Annotated in this window: 19 protein-coding genes; 9 read left to right on the top strand and 10 right to left on the bottom strand. The window is 50.3% G+C overall.

The genetic code is table 11. From position 1 onward, the window contains the following. Positions 1-85 precede the first annotated feature (85 nt). Together folE and ACO2Q8_RS18570 are read right to left on the bottom strand one after the other, a co-directional pair. Entirely contained in the window at positions 86-817 is a 732-nt protein-coding gene (gene folE, locus ACO2Q8_RS18575; RefSeq protein ID WP_423346350.1) for a GTP cyclohydrolase I FolE, read from the bottom strand. Beyond that, a complete protein-coding gene (locus tag ACO2Q8_RS18570; RefSeq protein WP_423346349.1) occupies positions 780-1,196 on the bottom strand; it encodes a 6-pyruvoyl trahydropterin synthase family protein in 417 nt (138 codons plus the stop codon). The genes folE and ACO2Q8_RS18570 overlap by 38 nt, the downstream gene beginning before the upstream one ends. Before the next feature lie 657 nt (positions 1,197-1,853). Here ACO2Q8_RS18570 and ACO2Q8_RS18565 point away from each other — a divergent pair. Further along, entirely contained in the window at positions 1,854-3,086 is a 1,233-nt protein-coding gene (locus ACO2Q8_RS18565; RefSeq protein ID WP_423346348.1) for a sugar MFS transporter, read from the top strand. 241 nt (positions 3,087-3,327) lie between these two features. Here the strand turns inward: ACO2Q8_RS18565 and ACO2Q8_RS18560 are convergent, their stop codons facing one another. Then, positions 3,328-4,404, bottom strand: a complete 1,077-nt coding sequence (locus ACO2Q8_RS18560; protein ID WP_423346347.1) for a hypothetical protein — start codon at positions 4,402-4,404, stop codon at positions 3,328-3,330. A 536-nt stretch (positions 4,405-4,940) separates the two neighbouring features. Here ACO2Q8_RS18560 and ispG point away from each other — a divergent pair. From ispG to ACO2Q8_RS18535, 5 genes are all read left to right on the top strand, one after another. Beyond that, complete coding sequence (gene ispG / locus ACO2Q8_RS18555; RefSeq protein WP_423346346.1) at positions 4,941-6,962, top strand: (E)-4-hydroxy-3-methylbut-2-enyl-diphosphate synthase; 2,022 nt, start codon at positions 4,941-4,943, stop codon at positions 6,960-6,962. A 99-nt stretch (positions 6,963-7,061) separates the two neighbouring features. Further along, positions 7,062-7,250, top strand: coding sequence for a DUF6728 family protein (locus ACO2Q8_RS18550; RefSeq protein WP_423346345.1), 189 nt, complete (start codon positions 7,062-7,064; stop codon positions 7,248-7,250). Beyond that, a complete protein-coding gene (locus ACO2Q8_RS18545) occupies positions 7,247-7,600 on the top strand; it encodes an MmcQ/YjbR family DNA-binding protein (RefSeq protein ID WP_423346344.1) in 354 nt (117 codons plus the stop codon). Before ACO2Q8_RS18550 ends, ACO2Q8_RS18545 begins: the two co-directional genes overlap by 4 nt. Positions 7,601-7,663: 63 nt before the next feature. Continuing rightward, a complete protein-coding gene (locus ACO2Q8_RS18540; protein ID WP_423346343.1) occupies positions 7,664-8,212 on the top strand; it encodes a tetratricopeptide repeat protein in 549 nt (182 codons plus the stop codon). Positions 8,213-8,428: 216 nt separating this feature from the next. Further along, positions 8,429-9,640, top strand: coding sequence for a hypothetical protein (locus ACO2Q8_RS18535; protein ID WP_423346342.1), 1,212 nt, complete (start codon positions 8,429-8,431; stop codon positions 9,638-9,640). Between the two features lies 1 nt (position 9,641). Here the strand turns inward: ACO2Q8_RS18535 and ACO2Q8_RS18530 are convergent, their stop codons facing one another. From ACO2Q8_RS18530 to ACO2Q8_RS18520, 3 genes are all read right to left on the bottom strand, one after another. Next, positions 9,642-10,835, bottom strand: a complete 1,194-nt coding sequence (locus ACO2Q8_RS18530; RefSeq protein WP_423346341.1) for a DUF255 domain-containing protein — start codon at positions 10,833-10,835, stop codon at positions 9,642-9,644. Positions 10,836-10,953: 118 nt separating this feature from the next. Next, positions 10,954-11,304, bottom strand: coding sequence for a gliding motility protein GldC (gene gldC, locus ACO2Q8_RS18525; protein ID WP_423346340.1), 351 nt, complete (start codon positions 11,302-11,304; stop codon positions 10,954-10,956). A gap of 147 nt (positions 11,305-11,451) precedes the next feature. Next, positions 11,452-12,204, bottom strand: a complete 753-nt coding sequence (locus tag ACO2Q8_RS18520) for a DUF4197 domain-containing protein (protein ID WP_423346339.1) — start codon at positions 12,202-12,204, stop codon at positions 11,452-11,454. A gap of 192 nt (positions 12,205-12,396) precedes the next feature. Between ACO2Q8_RS18520 and ACO2Q8_RS18515 the strand changes: the two genes are divergently transcribed. From ACO2Q8_RS18515 to ACO2Q8_RS18505, 3 genes are all read left to right on the top strand, one after another. Then, a complete protein-coding gene (locus ACO2Q8_RS18515; protein WP_423346338.1) occupies positions 12,397-13,650 on the top strand; it encodes a competence/damage-inducible protein A in 1,254 nt (417 codons plus the stop codon). Between the two features lie 12 nt (positions 13,651-13,662). Beyond that, positions 13,663-15,003: a dihydrolipoamide acetyltransferase family protein gene (locus ACO2Q8_RS18510; RefSeq protein WP_423346337.1), complete on the top strand. Its 1,341-nt coding sequence runs from the start codon at positions 13,663-13,665 to the stop codon at positions 15,001-15,003. A gap of 109 nt (positions 15,004-15,112) precedes the next feature. After that, positions 15,113-15,640, top strand: a complete 528-nt coding sequence (locus tag ACO2Q8_RS18505; RefSeq protein ID WP_423346336.1) for a 5' nucleotidase, NT5C type — start codon at positions 15,113-15,115, stop codon at positions 15,638-15,640. A gap of 69 nt (positions 15,641-15,709) precedes the next feature. Here the strand turns inward: ACO2Q8_RS18505 and ACO2Q8_RS18500 are convergent, their stop codons facing one another. The 4 genes from ACO2Q8_RS18500 to ACO2Q8_RS18485 form a co-directional block, all read right to left on the bottom strand. Beyond that, complete coding sequence (locus tag ACO2Q8_RS18500) at positions 15,710-16,522, bottom strand: acyl-CoA desaturase (RefSeq protein WP_423346335.1); 813 nt, start codon at positions 16,520-16,522, stop codon at positions 15,710-15,712. Positions 16,523-16,638: 116 nt separating this feature from the next. Beyond that, the gene (locus ACO2Q8_RS18495) at positions 16,639-17,310 is read right to left on the bottom strand and encodes a DUF4159 domain-containing protein (protein WP_423346334.1); all 672 of its coding nucleotides are present in this window, start codon (positions 17,308-17,310) and stop codon (positions 16,639-16,641) included. Between the two features lie 89 nt (positions 17,311-17,399). Beyond that, the gene (locus ACO2Q8_RS18490) at positions 17,400-18,104 is read right to left on the bottom strand and encodes a 16S rRNA (uracil(1498)-N(3))-methyltransferase (RefSeq protein ID WP_423346333.1); all 705 of its coding nucleotides are present in this window, start codon (positions 18,102-18,104) and stop codon (positions 17,400-17,402) included. Positions 18,105-18,121: 17 nt separating this feature from the next. Then, complete coding sequence (locus ACO2Q8_RS18485) at positions 18,122-18,691, bottom strand: hypothetical protein (protein ID WP_423346332.1); 570 nt, start codon at positions 18,689-18,691, stop codon at positions 18,122-18,124. Between the last annotated feature and the right edge of the window lie 59 nt (positions 18,692-18,750).

The following is an 18,750-nucleotide window of genomic DNA, read 5'->3' as shown; positions in this document are numbered from 1 at the left end:
ATTAAGAGTTAAGAGTTGGCTGACGCATTCTACTGGTGCAGAGCCAACTCTTAATTCCTAACTCTTAACTCTTAATTCCTAACTCTTAACTCTTAATTCCTTCGCTGATATAGCGAAGGAATTCCTGGCGGGTAGCTTCGTCGGTTTTGAATTTGCCGCTGTAATGTGCCGTAACCGTGGAACTGCTCACATCCTGAACGCCACGCATGGAGACACAGAGATGCTTTGCGTCGACGACGACGGCCACGTCCTCCGTTCGCAGGACATTTTTCAATTCTTCGGCAATCTGCACCGTCAAGCGTTCCTGAACCTGGGGGCGTTTGGAAAAATACTGCGCGATTCGGTTTAGTTTCGAAAGACCGATGACTTTTCCACTCGAAATGTAAGCAATGTGCGCGCGACCGATGATCGGCACAAAGTGGTGTTCACACTGCGAATGAATCGTAATGTTTTTCTCCACCAGCATTTCGCTGTATTGATAACGGTTTTCAAACAGCGTGGCTTTCGGTTTTTTGGCCGGATTTAAGCCGCTGAATATTTCCTTTACGTACATTTTGGCCACGCGTCGCGGTGTTCCGTTCAGGCTGTCGTCGGTCAGGTCAAGCCCCAGGATGTTCATAATTTCCCGGAAATGATCCTCAATTAGATCAATTTTGGCATCATCACTCAGTACAAATGCATCCTCACGCAGGGGCGTGTCGGTAGAGGATGCCAGGTGATCATCCCCAATCTCATCGACCGTCAACTCTTTCAGCAACTCGTAATTCAGCGGGTGGCCGTTAGACCGGGTATTCAACGAAGTTCCGTTCGGTTTCATAAAGTCTGATTTTCAATTCCAATGGTGAATCAAGCTGACTGCGCAGCGAATCGTAAATGACAATAGCAATATGTTCGGCGGATGGATTGAGGGTTTTGAATTCTTCGGTATCCAGATTCAGGTTTTTGTGATCAAATTTGTCGATCACATGCGTTTTAATCAAGTCGCTCAGCACCTTCATGTCCACCACATAACCGGTTTCTGGATTCACTTCGCCGGTTACCTGGACGATCAGCTCATAATTGTGACCGTGATAGTGCGGATTGTTGCATTTTCCGAAAATCCGTTGATTTTCCTCCTCCGACCAGGCCGGATTATGGAGACGATGAGCCGCATTGAAGTGTTCTTTGCGGAACACCGCTACCCGTTTTTTGTGCATGCTGTCAGCGCCGATGCTCCGGCTTTTGATGAAACTGTCTCGACCAAAATGTCGTCAGAAAGGTTGTCTGCAACACATTTAAGCCGTCAAGCGGTGGCCAAAACCGCTTTCTGGAGATATTTCAGTGAGTTCTGAAACGACAACAGGGTGTTCATGGATTTGGTTCAAAGAATAGAGTCTGATAGCCTGAAATAATCCATTTGCGTATATTGACTGACCCTTCATTCTGGGTTTGGTCAGATTCCTGGTGGGTTCTTTGGTTCAGCCAGCTTTTTTCTGTTTTATTACAAATTATTCTTTATAAGGGCAAAAATAACGAACTATTTGAAAACGAATCGACCGCATTTTCTGGGTTCAGAAGCAACCCGTGTTTCGTCTGACCCCTTGTTTCCAGCGGTGGTGATCGGCACTACCGTTCAGCAAAAAAAGCTCATCTGGCCTTCGTCGACTTAGAACGATCGTTTCGGACAGGTGCCTTACCGGCCGAATGAGACCGTTAGGGATGTATCAATAACCCAGTTTTTGCTGTAAACGATAAGGTTTGACGGAGAACTTCGGGATGAGCAAAATAAAAAACCGTATTTATAAATTTTTTTAAAATATTGAGTAACTGTCTCGTATATTGCAGACTGGTTTACACCTTAATCCTCCAATACAATGACCCCAACCGCAACACAAAACTCAACCAAAAGTTACCTGGGGCCGCTCCTGATCGTCGGCATGTTATTTTTTATTTTCGGATTTGTTACATGGGTGAACGGGGTCCTGATTGCCTTTTTCAAACAGGCGTTCCAGCTTAGTACAGTCGGTTCGAACCTGGTAGCATTTGCGTTTTTCATTTCCTATACCCTGATGGCGATTCCGTCGTCCTGGCTGCTGCGAAAAACCGGATTTAAAAACGGGATGTCGGTAGGCCTGATCATTATGGCCGTCGGTACGCTCATCTTCATTCCGGCGGCTAAATCGGTCTCCTATCCGCTGTTTCTGGTAGGTTTGTTTCTGATTGGTATTGGGCTAACAGTGCTGCAAACCGCTTCAAATCCTTACGTTACGATCCTCGGCCCTCGTGAAAGTGCCGCCCAACGAATTAGTTTCATGGGCGTTGCCAATAAACTGGCCGGCATTATTAGCCAATTTATATTTGGTGGTCTTTTATTAACGGGTGGCAATGTTATTTCAGCCGCCGAATCGCTGGATAAAGTCGTGACACCCTACCTGATTCTGACGGGTGTACTGGTAGTGCTGGCGCTGTTGATCCGGTTTTCGACCCTACCGGAAGTCTCGGAAGAACAGGATGATAACGATTCAACAACCGCCAGGATCGCGACGAAAAACAGCATCTGGCAATACCCCAACCTGGTACTGGGCGTCCTGGCTATTTTCTGCTACGTGGGCGTCGAAGTAATTTCGGGCGATACAATTATCAACTACGGCACGGCGTTGGGCTTCTCGAATGACGAAGCGAAGTATTTTACAGCCTACACCCTGTACGGCATGCTGGCCGGTTACATTTTGGGCATCATTCTGATTCCCCGGTTTCTTTCCCAGCAAAAATCGCTTGTTCTCGGCACCAGTCTCGGTTTGATTCTGACCGTAGGAGCCTTACTGACCGACGGTTTTACCTCCGTTCTTTGTATTGCCCTGCTGGGTTTTGCTATTGCGCCGATCTGGCCCGCCATGTGGCCGCTGGCTTTAAATAAACTGGGGCGGTTTACCAAACTGGGTTCGGCCCTGTTGATCATGGGGATTTCGGGGGGGGCTTTACTGCCTCTGCTTCACGGCTACCTGACTGATACCGTGAGCCCTAAGATGGCCTATGCCATGATTTTGCCTTTACTGAGCTATATTCTGTATTATGCTCTTTCAGGAAACAAAAAAACCGACTGGTAATGAGTCAATTAATCATTTCGACACCCGGCTGCATCGGTTAGTTTAGCGAACAAATGGGTGCCCCATCACTGATTCAGGTGGGGGCGTCTGCCTGGTAGCTTACGCCCCCGGTCACGTGCGTGTGGCCTCGCGGAAACTATTGAATGCGAAGGGCAACGGCCTCGATTATTCGATGGAGGAAGAAACGAAGGCTTAAGAATACCGAGCCATTCGTTTCAACAGCCCAAACATGCCGCCTTTACTATCTGGCGAGTCTAATTCCGTCCAGATCAGCGAATCTGGCAATCAGGCCCCATCCGTAAAAATAGTTTGCCAAGCCGACCAGCAATTCGTTCCTGCCTTGCTTCAAGGGTACTGATACGGTTGCATTCTCAATGGTACATCGGCCTTTTTGCTTCGCGTTGGGAGTACCAAAATAATTTTTATCGACATAAACAATCTGCCCATTCACAAAGAGCCATACTTCGTCACTAAAGCCTAGATTCAAGGTTTTTTGCTGCACGCGATCCGAATCAATCGTAGTCTTTAACCAGGCCAGTCGGCGTCCGTCCTTTTCGACCCCGGCATACCTGGCAGACAGATTGACCATCGCCTTCCGATCAGCCTGAATCGTTACCCATTGGGCCGTGCTATCCGGTATGTCGGATTTGGTTAGCGTCCCATACATGCTGGGAAGTGGGAAGACAAGGTCTTTCCCAAAGGGAAAGTCGATGACCCCATGTACCTGCCAATTCCTCAGATACCGGGTGTCCGCTGCGACTGGATTGAAACCAGACTCAGCAGGTAGTCCTTCAGGCCGTGCAGGATCAATTTTGAAATTAGCATAGATCACATTTCCAGTCAGCGAGATGGTTCCCGTATTCGTATTCGCTTCCAAATGAGGAATATGAAGAACAGGAGCCTTCATGTCATTGACATAGACTTTCATTTGTCGACCGGAAACAACAAGCTTTACATGATTCCACCCTTCCTGGTAGATGATGGCTCCTGTCTGATACTCGTCTGCCAGATCCCACATACTTAACCCATTCACAATCGGCGCATATTGCAAGGTGGAGCGCTCTTCGGGCGAAACGGGACCAAAGGACCTGATGTAGAAATTTTCGCTATTCTTTCGATCTGCCGACATCCGAAAGTTGATTCCCGGAAACCCCATGCCAATGAGTTCAACGTCAAACTCAATCGTACCGTCGGTGAACGGCTGGTCCTTGAGAAAAATCTGATAATTGGTTTTGTTTTTTCCCCGCACAGCCTTTACCGACCGATTCGTGAAAAACACAACCTTACTGGAATCAAACTCCCAGTACCTCGGATCCATCGGTATGTTGATGATCCCGGTTGGTTTTCCGGCCGTTCTGGAAGACTGAGCCGTCGCTGACGGTATACTGAATAGACCCGTACAAAGGATCGTAACTAGCAAGGATTTTATCCGGTTCATGAGCATTTGTTGTTTGATTGGCAGCGTGAAAAATTATTGAATGAAGCCAAAGGTAGCGCGCGTTGATTAAGAGCCGTGTTCAAGGGGTGTTCAAATTAATTCAACTTGCATAGCTCTGATTATGAACGCAAACTGTTGGTCAGGAAGCCATTCAACAAAACCGGGTGCCCCGTCCAGTCGGAAGATCAGTACAACTTTTCGGAGCCGATAAACCTGAAAATCGCCATTGGATTCCAGGCTTTCCCTTACAAGCCACTTGGCAGACCATTCTTTCTGATGAAGTATGTGGTGACAGTAGGGATTGAACCCATTCCGGGCTGAACATTTTCGTCAAAAACCGGGTTCTAGTCCTAACAAAGCAGGGAAAACGGTATGGTTTTGTACCTTTGTTCTCTCTTCCGCACGCGCTGTAGGTTATGCTTGATCTGGTAACACCACCCACTCCCTCTTCGGCCGGAAAACCGGCTTTGTATTGCCCATCTCTCACCGAATACGCCCGTCGCAAGACGATTACGGTTTCCATTGGCTCGGTGCCGATGGGGTCAGCGTATCCGATTCGGGTTCAGTCGATGACGACCGTGGATACAATGGATACGGAAGGCTCGATCGAGCAGACCATTCGGATGATCGAAGCCGGATGTGAGTACGTCCGAATTACGGCACCGAGTGTCAAGGAAGCCCAAAATCTGGAAAACATTCGGAAAGGATTGCGGGTCCGGGGCTACACGACTCCGCTCGTGGCCGATATTCACTTCACGCCGAATGCCGCCGAACTGGCCGCCCGGATTGTCGAGAAGGTCCGGATCAATCCCGGCAATTACGCCGACCGCAAACGGTTTGAAACCATCGATTATACCGATGCATCGTATGCGGCTGAACTGGAACGGATCCGCGATAAATTCTTACCGCTGGTCCGCATTTGCAAGGAGTACGGAACCGCGATGCGCATCGGTACCAACCACGGTTCGCTTTCCGACCGGATTCTGAGCCGCTACGGCGACACGCCCCTTGGCATGGTGGAATCGGCCCTCGAATTCCTGCGAATTTGTGAAGACGAGAATTATTATAACATCGTGCTGTCGATGAAGTCGAGCAACCCGCAGGTGATGGTAGAAGCGTACCGGCTGCTGGTTCACCGGCTGGATGCGGAAGGACTGAAACCCTATCCACTGCACCTGGGCGTGACGGAAGCCGGAGAAGCCGAAGATGGCCGCATCAAATCCGCCGTCGGCATCGGAACACTGCTGGAAGACGGCCTGGGCGATACCGTTCGGGTATCGCTGACCGAAGATCCTGAACGGGAAGCGCCGGTTGCCAAGGCCCTGATTGACCGGTATACCAACCGCAGCGGCCACGCGCCGATTCCGGCCATCGATTCGTATCCGATCGATCCGTTCCAGTACACGCACCGGAAAACCCACGAAGTGGCCAACTTCGGCGGCATCAACGTGCCCCGCGTTGTGGCCGACTACTCCGGTATTGTGGTGACCGAGCACGAACAACTCCGGCCCATCGGCCACTTCTACCTGCCGGTTCCCGACAAATGGCGAATGAACGATCTGGGCGCTGATTATCTTTACACGGGCTCGAAACCGGCTTCGTTCATGTTGCCGAATGGGCTGAAAGAGATCCTGGACTATCCCGCCTGGCTGGTGGCTGGTGATCCGGTTCATAAATTCCCGCTCCTCGAAACGAGTCGGTATTTGAGTCTTCGTCAACAAACTGGCAATCTGCATCCGCTTTTAAATTTCGTCCAAGCCCGACTTTCCGACTGGTCTGATTCATTGGCAGATGCGCTGCGGGAAGACCGTCATGTGGTGTTGGTGGTTCGGACCGAAAACGCCCACGCGATGGCCGAGCTACGGCGGTTGTACGTTGAATTGATTCAGCACGGCATTAGTTGCCCGGTCGTATCGCTGCGAAGTTACCCGGACCGCCAGGGCGACACGCTTCAACTTTACGCAGCCACCGACCTCGGTGGTTTGCTCGTCGATGGCCTGGGCGACGGCGTTTGGCTAGGCACCGACTTGTTATCAGAATCCTCACCGGAGGAACAATTGCAAACTGCTCACCGTTACAATTCCATCGCATTCGGTATTTTGCAGGCCGCTCGTACCCGGATGTCAAAAACCGAGTATATTTCCTGCCCGTCGTGCGGCCGAACGCTGTTCGATTTGCAGGAAACAACGGCCATGATCCGCAAGCGCACCGATCATCTGAAAGGGGTTAAAATCGGAATTATGGGTTGCATCGTCAACGGTCCGGGCGAAATGGCCGACGCGGATTACGGATACGTCGGCATTGGGAAAGACAAAATTTCCCTGTATCGCGGCCAGCAGGTCATTAAAAAATCAGTCCACGCCGACCACGCCGTCGATGAACTCATCGAACTCATCAAAGAAGACGGCCGTTGGACGGAACCGGAAAATGAATTATGAGTTAAGAGTTATGAATTAAGAGTTTGCTCCGCCGTTTCCTGTAAAGTGGCAGAGCCAACTCTTAACTCTTAACTATTAACTCTTAACTGATAATTCCTTATGTCAAGAATAGGCGATTATTTCAAATTGGGGGATGTTTTTCGGTATTTTTACCAGGTTTTTCAAAAACCGGACCCGAGCCGCCCCACGAATGCCAATATCCGGATGATGCACGGCATTAACCGGATTTCGATCATTATGTTTTTGATTTGTGTGATCGTTATGATCGTTCGCGCTATCCTCCGATGAACATTGAAACCTTGCGAGATTATTGCCTGAGCAAGCCCGGAGCTACCGAATCCTTTCCGTTTGGCCCCGAAACACTGGTTTTCAAGGTAGGCGGTAAAGTGTTCGCGCTTACCTCGCTGGACGCAAGTCCGTTGAGCGTCAACTTGAAATGTGACCCTGAGCTGGCGGTTCAGTTGCGCGAGGAATATGATGCCGTTCGACCGGGTTATCACATGAATAAAACCCATTGGAACACCGTCATCATCAACGGAACGGTTCGCGAAAGTGAGGTCAAACGATGGATCGACCATTCGTATGAGCTGATTGTCGGCAGCTTACCGAAAACCGTTCGTTTGTCGCTCGAAAATTAGCTTTTTGGTTGTAAATACCGGGTTTTTCGATTATTTTCGGTGGTTTCGTGAACCCTGAAGTTTATGGAAGTTGCACTCTTAGGGCTGTTCTTTATTCTGTATCTTTTCGTCCGGTATTTCGTCATCGATCACGACACACCGGCGGAGAAAGACCGTCGTCGGTTTGCCGATGGCATCCAGCTTGTTCAACTCCACCGCTATAACGAAGCTTTCCGCTATTTCAACGAAGCAGTTCAGCACCACCCAAAGTCATCACTGGCGTTTGGCTACCGCGCCAAGTGCCATTTGCACCAGGAGAACTTTTACTCAGCTCTTTTCGATCTGAACAAAGCGCTCAGCCTAGACAATACCCTCTCCGACTCGTACCTCGACAAAGGAATTGCGCTGTATCGGCTGCATGAACTAGACGAAGCGTTCCGGGAATTCGATAAAGCCATCTGGTATTCGCGGGGTCTGGACCCCGATGCCATCCGCTGGCGGGCGCTGGCGGCTCTCCACCTGGAAAAATACGCCCAGGCCCGTAATGACCTGGTGCGCGCCATCGAACTTGGTGACGAAAATGCGGCTTACCTCTTGAAGCAGCCGCCGTTCTCGAATGTTATCTATTCTTAATTCTCAACGGTTAGGATACGTCACTTTACCACTCTCTTTTCCCATTTGCTGCCTTACGTGTACTACCTTAACTCTCCACTTTTGGCAGGATTAATACGCCTTTCGGAGTAAGTATAAATTCAAGTAGAGAAAATCCAACGCCGACAGTTATTTTAGGGTCAACAACAAACCAACTACCCATTACTTGATCAAATGGGCAAAAAGCGTAGGCAATGTATGACTCGCTTGGTTCTGCTTTCCGTAGGAATCGCTATTGGGCTGCTGGGATGCAGCAGTGGGAAAACAGCGCTCAAACGGGGTCATTTTGACCTTGCCGTCGAAAGAGCTTCGCAACGACTGACTCAGCCTCGCGGACTTTTCAAACGAGGGTACGAAACAGCTCCCCAGGTACTGAAAGAAGCCTTTGTTCATGCTTATAACCAGCACCAAAGTACCATCCGGCGGCTTTCTTTGGCAACACCAACAGACCCCAATCAGCCCCCTGCCTATCGTTGGGAAACCGTCTATCAGGAATATACCAAACTGCAAACCCTGACGGATAATGCCCGGCGTGGATTCATCCGGCGTGGACAAACCTTTCCATGCGAAGCCTGTATGGAGTGGTTGGCGGCCTATCCCAGTTCGTACGCGGACCGGCAAAAGGAAGTTCGCGAATTAGCCGCAGCCGATCGTTATCAGGTTGCAGAAGAGGCTTTTGCTTTCCGCGATGAAAACCGCCTGGCCGCCAAAGAGGCTTACCTCAACTATCATAAAGCGATGGACTGGGTTCCCGACTACCGTCAGGCCCGGGCGAAAGCGGCCGAAGCCCTTCCGTTTGCCATCCTGCGAGTGATTATCGAACCCCTTAGCCCGACACCGGAAATCAGCCCCGGCGACAACCGGGAATTGCAACAGTTAATCTTTCAACGGATTGGCCAGAATACTACCCCCTCTACTTTTGTGCGGCTTTATTTACCCGATGAGCAGGCCGGTGACGGCTATCTGTTACACCAGGCCGTTCAGATGCAGGTAACCAGTTATTGGCCATATCAGGAAACCACTACTACTACTTCCACCACCGTCTACAGTAATAAAACGTATAAAGTTGGGGAGAAGAAAATCAACGATTCGACAAAAGTCGACATTATGGAAAAAGTGAGTGGGACCCTAACGACCCACCGGCGGGAAATTCGTGCCAGCTTGACATTGAGCATGCGCGCCCTGGATACACAAACGGGAAAGGTGTTGTGGGAGGAACCCATTTGGGAAAGCCGGAACTGGGTGACGGAATGGGAAACCTTCAGTGGGGACGAGCGGGCGCTGAACGGAAATTCGCTAAAAACCGCCGACATTTTTCCCCCTTCCCGCTGGCGGCTCTACGCCAGTATGCGCGACGACCTGGCCTACGATGTTGCCCGGCGATTGCGCGCAAAGTTTGCCCGGGATTAGCTTACTTCAACTGGCTGATCTGCGTCGTGTTGCGCCGGGTATCCATTTTGGCAGCTTTCGCTATTTCCAGTGACTTTTGGGCGGCTCTTAACCCTTCGGCGGTTTTTCCGGCACGGCGGTAAACTTCCGCCAGTTCGAAGTATAGATCGGCCTGTTCATTGGCACCTTTTGCCTGCGGAATGGCCTTGTTGGCCCATTTCGCAACGGTCGGGGCGTCGCTGGCATCCGGGCTTTTGCGGTTGAACAACCGAATCACGTACAGGTATTCCGGCGTTGAAAACTGGCTCTGGGCAATGTGATCGTCCATCCGGCTGGCGGCCCGGGCGGATTGTCCGGCCCGGAAGTAGGCGTTCACCTCGGGCAACAGAGTCCGGTTGTTGGCAACCCGGCCATCGATCCCGATTTGCTGCAACTGATTGCGGATGGTGATAATCTTACTGGCCGGATACTGATTGCCCCGGCTGCTGTATAGCGACGACATTAGAATGTTTTCCGCAGTTTGCTTCACGGCTTCGGCTCCGTACGGTTTTACGTACTGATCCAGGTGCCCGATCATGTATTGAAACAACGGGTTATCAACATCCAGAATCAGCTTCTGCAACACCAGCCAGTTGGTTTGGTTGGCATAACTCCCCGCGGGTTGCCGCGCTGCATACTCATTCATCACGGCAAGGTTAGTGACCGTATCGCGTGTCACCCGGGCAAACATCCCGTAATCGATCAGAAAATTGGCTGAGCGTTCGCCCGCTTCGTAGCGTTTCCGCATGGCCGACGTACGCAGGTTCGGATTCAGCGCCGTCGTGCCGTGCCGGATCACTTCTTCCGTGGTGTTGTTACTCATCGCCATGTGAATGAGCTTACCCTGCCCGTTAAAATACAGAAACAGTGGCAACGATGGTACAAAAAGACGGTTTTTATCCAGAAACGCCACCGTATTTTTTGAATTGATATCAGCTTTCGTGCTGATAAACCGGGAATTATAAAATTTACCGACGCTCTTATCGGCAAACGTCGGTATAAAACTCTGGCAAACGTGGCAGGTTTCCGAATACACCTCGACAAAAACCGGTTTATTGGCTTTCCGGGCGGCACTGAACACGGCCGACAGATCGCCCGGCCGAAACTGCACGCCCTGCGCCAGCGCTGAACCAATCGTAAGCCAAACAAGTATCAAACTTGCCTTCAAAGTTTTCATAGGTCAAGGAAGTCGGGTTTCGGTTTATTGTTTATGGTTTATGGATTATAGTTATCGTCCTACCCAGTGAAGATCGATAACTATAAATCATAAACAATAAACCATAAACAAGATTAAATTAGGATTGCTGTTGCTGAGCGCGGTACTCTTCTTCTATTTTTTTACTCAGTGTCCGGCACAGGTTATCGATTTCGTCGGCCATCGACTGGTCGCCCGTTGCCGTAACGATGGTGTCGGCCAGGCTGCCCAGCACTTCAACGCAAAACCGCTTCATGTCCGTCACCGGCATGTCTTTGGTCCACAGGTTGAGTCGCAGCGTACCCTGGTTGTAATGATCCCATACCGAGACAACCACCGCTTTGGTGTCGCTCAGGCCTTCGTTCGGATTATCGGTAGCATTCCAGAAGATTTTTTCCGGAATATTCTGGTTGTCAAGCTCAACGGAGAAATTAATGTCTGATTTTTTCATCGGTTTGATTACGCATTAAAAACTCCGCCCCAGCAAAACCGCCCGACGACGGCCCTGGATTGGGCGGAGCTTTTCGACCGCAAAGGTACGAATTTGTAAAAGGGATTTGCAATTCTGCCGGAACGAATCCCGGGTCGATCAGCCTGCTTACTGCTGACTAAACACTTTTTTAAGCAAATCATTCACCCGGGCAGCCGGGTTTTCACGGATGCGTTCTTCTTCCTGGGCAACCAGCACAAAAATCCCATCGACGGCCTTGGTGGCGGCATAGTTTGTCAGATTGGGATCAACCTTCTGGGTAGCAATGGGTAATCGGTTGTAAGTCTTCACCAAATCGCTGTAGTACCGGGTAGCCTGATTTTTCTTCAACGTGCTGTCAATTACCGGTGTAAAAGCCGCCATCAACTCGTCAGACGTTGTTCGCTTCAGGTATTGGGTGGCCGCATTTTTTTCGCCCCGCAAAATGCCGACGGCATCCTGGATCGTCATCGAAGTCAGTGCGTTCAAAAAGATCGGTTTAGCTTTTCTGGCCGCATCTTCAGCGGAGCGATTCAACGACAGAATAAATTGATCGACCTGTTTGCCCAAACCAATTTTCCGAAGTGCCGACTCAACCTTCTGGGCTTCCGGCGGCATCAGAATTTTGATAAGCGCATTTTTATAATAGCCGTCCGTGGCTGACGCCTGATCGGATCCCTTGCTGATGCCAATGCGCAGGGCTTCTTTCAAACCACTGGCAATTTCGTCGCTCGACAACGAACCACCCGTAGCGGCTTCACCTACTTTTTCCAGAATCTGCCCAAATACGGTTTTCTTTTTCGGTTGAGTGGAGTCGGATTGGGCCATCGCCGTCCCCGAAAGGGCCGTCAGCATCAGACCAATTACTACGTGTTTTTTCATGGTTATTCCAGGTTGATTCAATGAATGAACGCGCAGACCGTCAATTGGTGGCAAGAGATAACCCGTTTTTTACGTACTTTTGGCACTTAGGGGTTGGTCACTGGCTGGATTTTCAACAGGCTGCTGTTCGTTAAGACAAGATTTCCGGTCAAAAGTATAAGGCCGATCCTAAAAATTTTTAGATTCTTCTGCATGAAACCCATTCTGGCCGAAATAATAACGATTGGAGATGAAATACTGTTTGGGCAAATTACGGATACCAACACGCAGTGGATTGGGGCCGAACTGACTAAAATTGGCATCCGCACGGTCCGAAAATCTTCGGTTGGTGATCAGCGGGAGGCCATATTAACCATTTTGCAGGAAGCCACTCAACGCGCCGATCTGGTGATTCTGACGGGCGGTCTTGGCCCAACGAAGGACGATATTACCAAAGTTACCCTCTGCGAATTTTTCAACACCTCGCTGCGACGAAATCCCGATGCACTGGCTTTTGTGACCGGTTTTTTTGAGCGCCGGGGTCGACCGATCACCGAAATCAACGCCCGTCAGGCCGATCTGCCGCTGAATGCCACCTACGTTCCGAACGACTGGGGCACCGCGCCGGGCATGTGGTTCTACGAAAACGACACAGTGTATGTTTCCCTGCCGGGCGTGCCGTTCGAAATGAAAAACCTGATGCAATACCGGATCATTCCGATGGTCCAGAAGCATTTCGAGACGCCGGTAATTGTTCATAAAATGATCAAAACCGTCGGCATCGGGGAATCGTTCCTGGCCGAAACTATTGCAGACTGGGAAAACAGCCTGCCGAATCATATCAAATTGGCGTATTTACCCAACTTTGGGCAGGTGCGGCTGCGGCTAACCGGTACCGGAACCGATTCTGTCCGGTTACGACAGGAAATTGAGGAACAGGTTGACGCCGTCATGCCGCTCATTCAGCCGTATGTGTTTGGCTACGACGACGATGAACTGGAAACCGTCGTTGCGAAGTTATTGTCGGGAAAAAGCTGGATGCTGGCCACGGCCGAAAGCTGCACGGGCGGATTTGTCGCCAGCCAGCTTACGAAATACGCCGGTTCTTCGAAATATTACGTCGGTGGCGTCGTCAGCTACAGCAATACCGTTAAGGTCAGCCAATTGGGCGTACGACCCGAAACACTCGCTCAATTCGGAGCGGTAAGCGAACAAACCGTCCGCGAAATGGCGGAAGGGGTCCGGAAAGCCCTGGGTGCCCACGTTGGGATCTCGACCAGCGGCATTGCCGGTCCGGACGGCGGAACCCCCGAAAAACCGGTCGGCACGATCTGGATTGCCTGTTCGACGGAAAAACAAACCGTGGCCCGCTTGCTGAAACTCGGCCCTTACCGCGAACAAAATATTCAGCAAACTTCAGTCTATGTCTTAAACCTTCTGCGGCAAACGCTGCTGGATGAACAATAAAACCACTCCACTATGGCACTCGTTGACATGGTTATGCCCAAAATGGGCGAAAGTATTGTTGAATGCACGGTTATTTCCTGGCTGAAACAACCCGGCGACCGCATCGAAGCCGATGATTCCTTGCTGGAAGTGGCCACGGACAAAGTGGATACCGAAGTCCCGGCTTCGCATTCCGGTATTTTGAAAGAAATTCTGGTGAAAGACGGCGATGTGGTCCCCATCGGAAGCCCGGTGGCCCGGATTGAAGTGGTTCAGGAAGAAAATGAACCGGTCGGTCCGCCTTCTCCTCCTTCCCCGGTAATCGAAGCGGCTTCGGCGGGCGAAACCGACGAACAGGACGTTGCCAGCGTGGCTGCCCAACTCGAAGCAGATGTCTCTCAGCTTTCGTCACGCAATCCGGATTTTCCGCCACCCGTTGAAGCGAGCCCCGCCAACGCTAACCGGTTTTATTCCCCGTTGGTGCTGAATATGATTAAAACCGAAGGCATTTCGGAGGCTGATTTAGCCACCATAGTCGGGACTGGAGCCGAACACCGGGTTACGAAAAACGATATCCTGGCTTTTCTCGAAAAACGGAAGAACCAACAAGCAGCCTCCGTGCCTGCGGAACCCTCGCTCCCGAAAGCGGTTTCGGTCAATGGGCAGAGCGACATTATCCAGATGGACCGGATGCGGAAGATGATCGCCGAACGGATGGTCGAATCGAAGCGAATTGCACCCCATGTAACCTCCTTTGTCGAAACCGATATGACGGTTTTAGTCCAATGGCGCGAACGAGTCAAGAAGCAGTTTCAGCAGCAATACGGCGAAAACATTACCTACACCCCGCTGTTGATCGAGGCAGTTGTGAAAGCCATTGGCGATTTTCCGATGATCAATATCTCGGTAGACGGCGACCGGATTCTGGTCAAAAAAGCCATCAACATCGGCATGGCCGTGGCCCTGCCCAACGGCAACCTGATTGTCCCGGTCATTCACAACGCGGATCAATACAACCTGGTGGGCTTGACGAAAAAAGTAAATGACCTCAGCCGACGCGCCCGTGAAAACAAACTCACCGCCGACGATCTGGCGAACGGCACGTATACGGTTTCTAACATCGGCACATTTGGCAATGTGATGGGCACCCCGATTATCGTCCAGCCGCAGGTAGCCATCATGGCGTTTGGCAGCATCGAGAAAAAACCGGCCGTCATCGAAACGCCCCAGGGAGACCTGATCGGCATCCGGCAAAAAATGTTTATCTCCCACAGCTACGACCACCGGGTTGTCGATGGCTCCCTTGGTGGCCAGTTTGTCAAACGGGTTTCGGATTACCTGGAAAGATTCGACGCGGACCGAAAGATTTTGTAAGGGGACAATTCAGCCGCCGGGTAAAAAAAGAAACCGAAGAAGCCAAAAAACCGATTGATGCCATCGTATATTCAAGCGGAAAAAGAGCTATTGGCGTAAAATTTAACGAATGAAACCACGCATTGCGATTGACATGGACGACGTGCTGGCGGACACTGTCGGCAAGTTTATTGACATTTACCGTCGTGATTTTGACACCACCGTCCTCCCGACATTTTTCCGGGAAAATTCCTTTCACGAAATTCTGGAAAAAGACGTTTATCAGCGATTGGCCGATTCCGTTCACCAACCCGGTTTCTTTACCGACATCGCCGTGATGGAAGGTGCTCAGGAAGTAACCCGGGCTTTGTCGGAGAAGTATGATCTCTACGTCACCTCGGCGGCTATGGAATTTCGGAACTCGCTATCGGAGAAGTACGATTGGCTGGACGAGCATTTTCCGCACATTCACTGGAAAAACCGGGTTTTCTGCGGGGACAAAAGCATCATTCGGGCCGACGTCATGATTGATGACATGCCCTATAACCTGGTGAGTTTTCAGGGGAAAGGCTTGCTGTTCGATGCGCCCCACAACCGCGATAACACGCTCTTTGAACGGGTAAATTCCTGGGAGCAAGTTGGCCGGATTTTACTTTAAGACGAACTGACAATATGAAAAAGCCCCGCCAGTTTCGCTGGCGGGGCTTTTTCATAGGTTGCAGAACCGTTAAACCGATTGGGTCTCATTTTTCTCAACCAGCCGCTCGTGGCCGGTTTCAAATTCGCCGGTGGTTACTTTGGCCGGGCGCATTTTGATAATTCCCAACGCAGAAAGCAACTTGATCACCGGGTACGTTGGGTCAACTTCCCACCATTTAGCTCCGAAGTTGGCAGCATTCGGGCGTTTGTGGTGATTGTTCTGGAACAGTTCACCCATCATCAGCCAGTCGATAAACAGCGAGTTTTTCGACCGGTCGTGGTTGTCGAAGTTAGCATACCCGTATTTGTGACCGCTCCAGTTCACAATAGCACCGTGGATCGGCCCCATCAGGAAGTGAATCGGCAGCAGAAAGAAGAACGCCCAGTGCATATCGAGGTAAACATACGCAAAGATGTAAAACAGGGCATAAACCGTACCCCAACCTACCCGTGAAATCCAGGAATCACCGATTTTTTCGATGGTTTCCCAAACCGGGTAATTGCGGTCAAATTTAGCCTCGACCGGACGAGTCCGGTTCAAAACGGCGTTGTAAATGTCTTTCGTCTTCCACATCATCGTGAAAACGTTCTTGGTATGATGCGGAGAGTGCGGATCCTTGGGCGTGTCGCTAAAGGCGTGGTGCATCCGGTGCAGCACGGCATACGCCCGGGGGCTCAGGTAGGACGAGCCTTGGGAGACATACGTCAGGAAATAGAAAAACCGTTCCCACACTTTGCTCATTGTAAACATTTTGTGAGCAGAATAGCGGTGCAGGAAGAACGTCTGGCAGAAGAGAGACAGGTACCAGTGAAAAACAAAGGCAATAAGGACTATTACCACAGGCGTAATGTTGTTAAAGGTGAATGGCTAAAAACCAACTTCAGTACAATTGAATTCTACAAATCTAAACAATAAAGCCGATAGTTAACCGAATAAGACAAAAAAATATTTTTCGATCAAAAAGCCGTTGTCGAGTATTGTAACAGGTTGGCACCCATGCGAAGCGCTTGTTGGCGAGCCTCTTCCGGGTCATTATAAACAGATTGATCCTCCCATCCGTTCCCCAGATCACATTCGTAACTGTAAAAACAGATTAAACGACCTTCCCAGATTAATCCAAATCCCTGAGGAGCTTTTCCATCGTGCTCATGTACTTTCGGCAACCCATTTGAAAAATTAAACTTCTGGTGGTAAACCGGATGATTGTACGGTAATTCAATAAATGACAGTTCCGGAAAAACCTTCTTCATCTCCCGTCGAATAAACTTATCGAGTCCATAATTGTCGTCGATGTGCAGAAAACCGCCCGACATCAGGTACCGGCGCAGATTTTGGGCTTCGGCGTCCGAGAACACCACGTTCCCGTGGCCCGTCATGTGAACGAACGGGTACGAAAACAACTCCGGACTCCCGACCTCCACAATGTCTTCTTCCGGGAAAATATTCATCCGCAGGTTGGCATTGCAGAACTTGATCAGGTTTGGCAGTGAAGTTTTATTGGCATACCAGTCACCCCCACCATTGTATTTCAGCTTGGCAATCTTGTACGAGTATTGAGCCCGAACTACCGTAACGGATACCAATGTGACCAACCAAACCGTCAACAGAAGTCGAAAAGCGTGTCTCATGAAAAGCTTCAGGGTTGTATCGTCAACGTCGTTTCATTAAATATACGAAAAAAACCACCTAACTAGTATGGCTTTCCGGAAAAACCAGTTCAGGCCCGCAGCGCATTCACCAGATGAATGGTGTGGCAGGCAACCAGAGCTGCGGTTTCGGTACGAAGGCGGGTGGATCCCATCGTAACCATCTTGAATCCATTTTGGATCGCCAACTGAAGTTCATGGCCCGAAAAGTCCCCTTCCGGACCGACTAGCACGAGCACGGTCTGCCCCGGCTTTACCGATTGAGCCAGCGGCTCAACAACCTCGTTTTCAGGGAGGTGAGCAATGTATCGTTGTTCAGCTAACACCGTTAGGATGTCTTTAAAATCCAGCAAGGGGTCAATGGCGGGTTTAAACAACTGCAACGATTGCTTCATGGCGGCCACGGCAATCTTCTCGATCCGGTCGGTTTTTAAGGCCCGCCTTTCCGAGTGCTGTCCGAGAAAAAAACTGATCCGGTCGATGCCCAGTTCAACCGCTTTTTCGACAAACCATTCGATTCGGTCAGCGTTCTTGGTGGGTGCCACAGCCAGATGAATCCGGTAGGGTCGCAAGGTTTCGGTGTACGTTTCGAGAATCTGGAACGTACACCGGCGCGAATCGGCGGTTTCGATGACGCATTTATGACGCTTACCTTCCCCATCGGTCACATTGATGGTATCGCCCCGACCCAATCTCAGCGTTTTGACACAATGCCGGGATTCTTCCTCGTTCAGATACGGTTGGTTTTCGGCATCAGGCTGATAAAACAAATGCATGGCAACGGCCCGGGCGGTTATTCTTCGGTCTCTTCGCTCGTGAAGGAATACAGCGTCGTATCCAGTTTCAGGGTATTGTTATTAAACTGTTCAATGAAGTCTTCAATGACATCTTCCGAAATTTCCTCGACGTTCAGGCAGACATCCAGGCTGATGCCGAACTCGAAATCAAGGTCGGTTTCGATATGCTCCTGTACCTTCACCGACTCATTCTCTTCGATTTCCTCGATCAGTTCGGTCAGAAACAATTCGATTTCTTCTTCCAGTTCGGGGTCGATGCGATAACCGGGTTTGCGATCTTCAACGGGGACGTACTGCGGAAAGGACTTTTTTACTTTTTCCATGGCCATTTCATACACCAGGCTGCTGTGGTGAAGCCGCAGCGTGTAAATAATGGCGTCATAAATTACTTCATCCCCTTTGTATTTCCCGACAAATTGAACATGCACACATTCGCCGGAATTGAGCACTTCCAGATCGTCGTCTTCATCTTCTACATAAACGAAGGCACTTCCTTCCGCCTGGCATTCCTCTTTCAGACGCTGAATGGTTGCCGGGTCAAATCCTTCATTTTTATACGTGGCCATGTGTGAATTGTTAAAGTATGCGATTGATTCTATCGGCAAAGCTACAAACCTGCTTACGA

Origin of the sequence: Larkinella sp. VNQ87 (assembly GCF_049445795.1) — a bacterium.
In the GTDB taxonomy this organism is placed as follows: Bacteria; Bacteroidota; Bacteroidia; order Cytophagales; family Spirosomataceae; genus Larkinella.
This window is presented reverse-complemented; position numbering and strand designations above follow the sequence as displayed.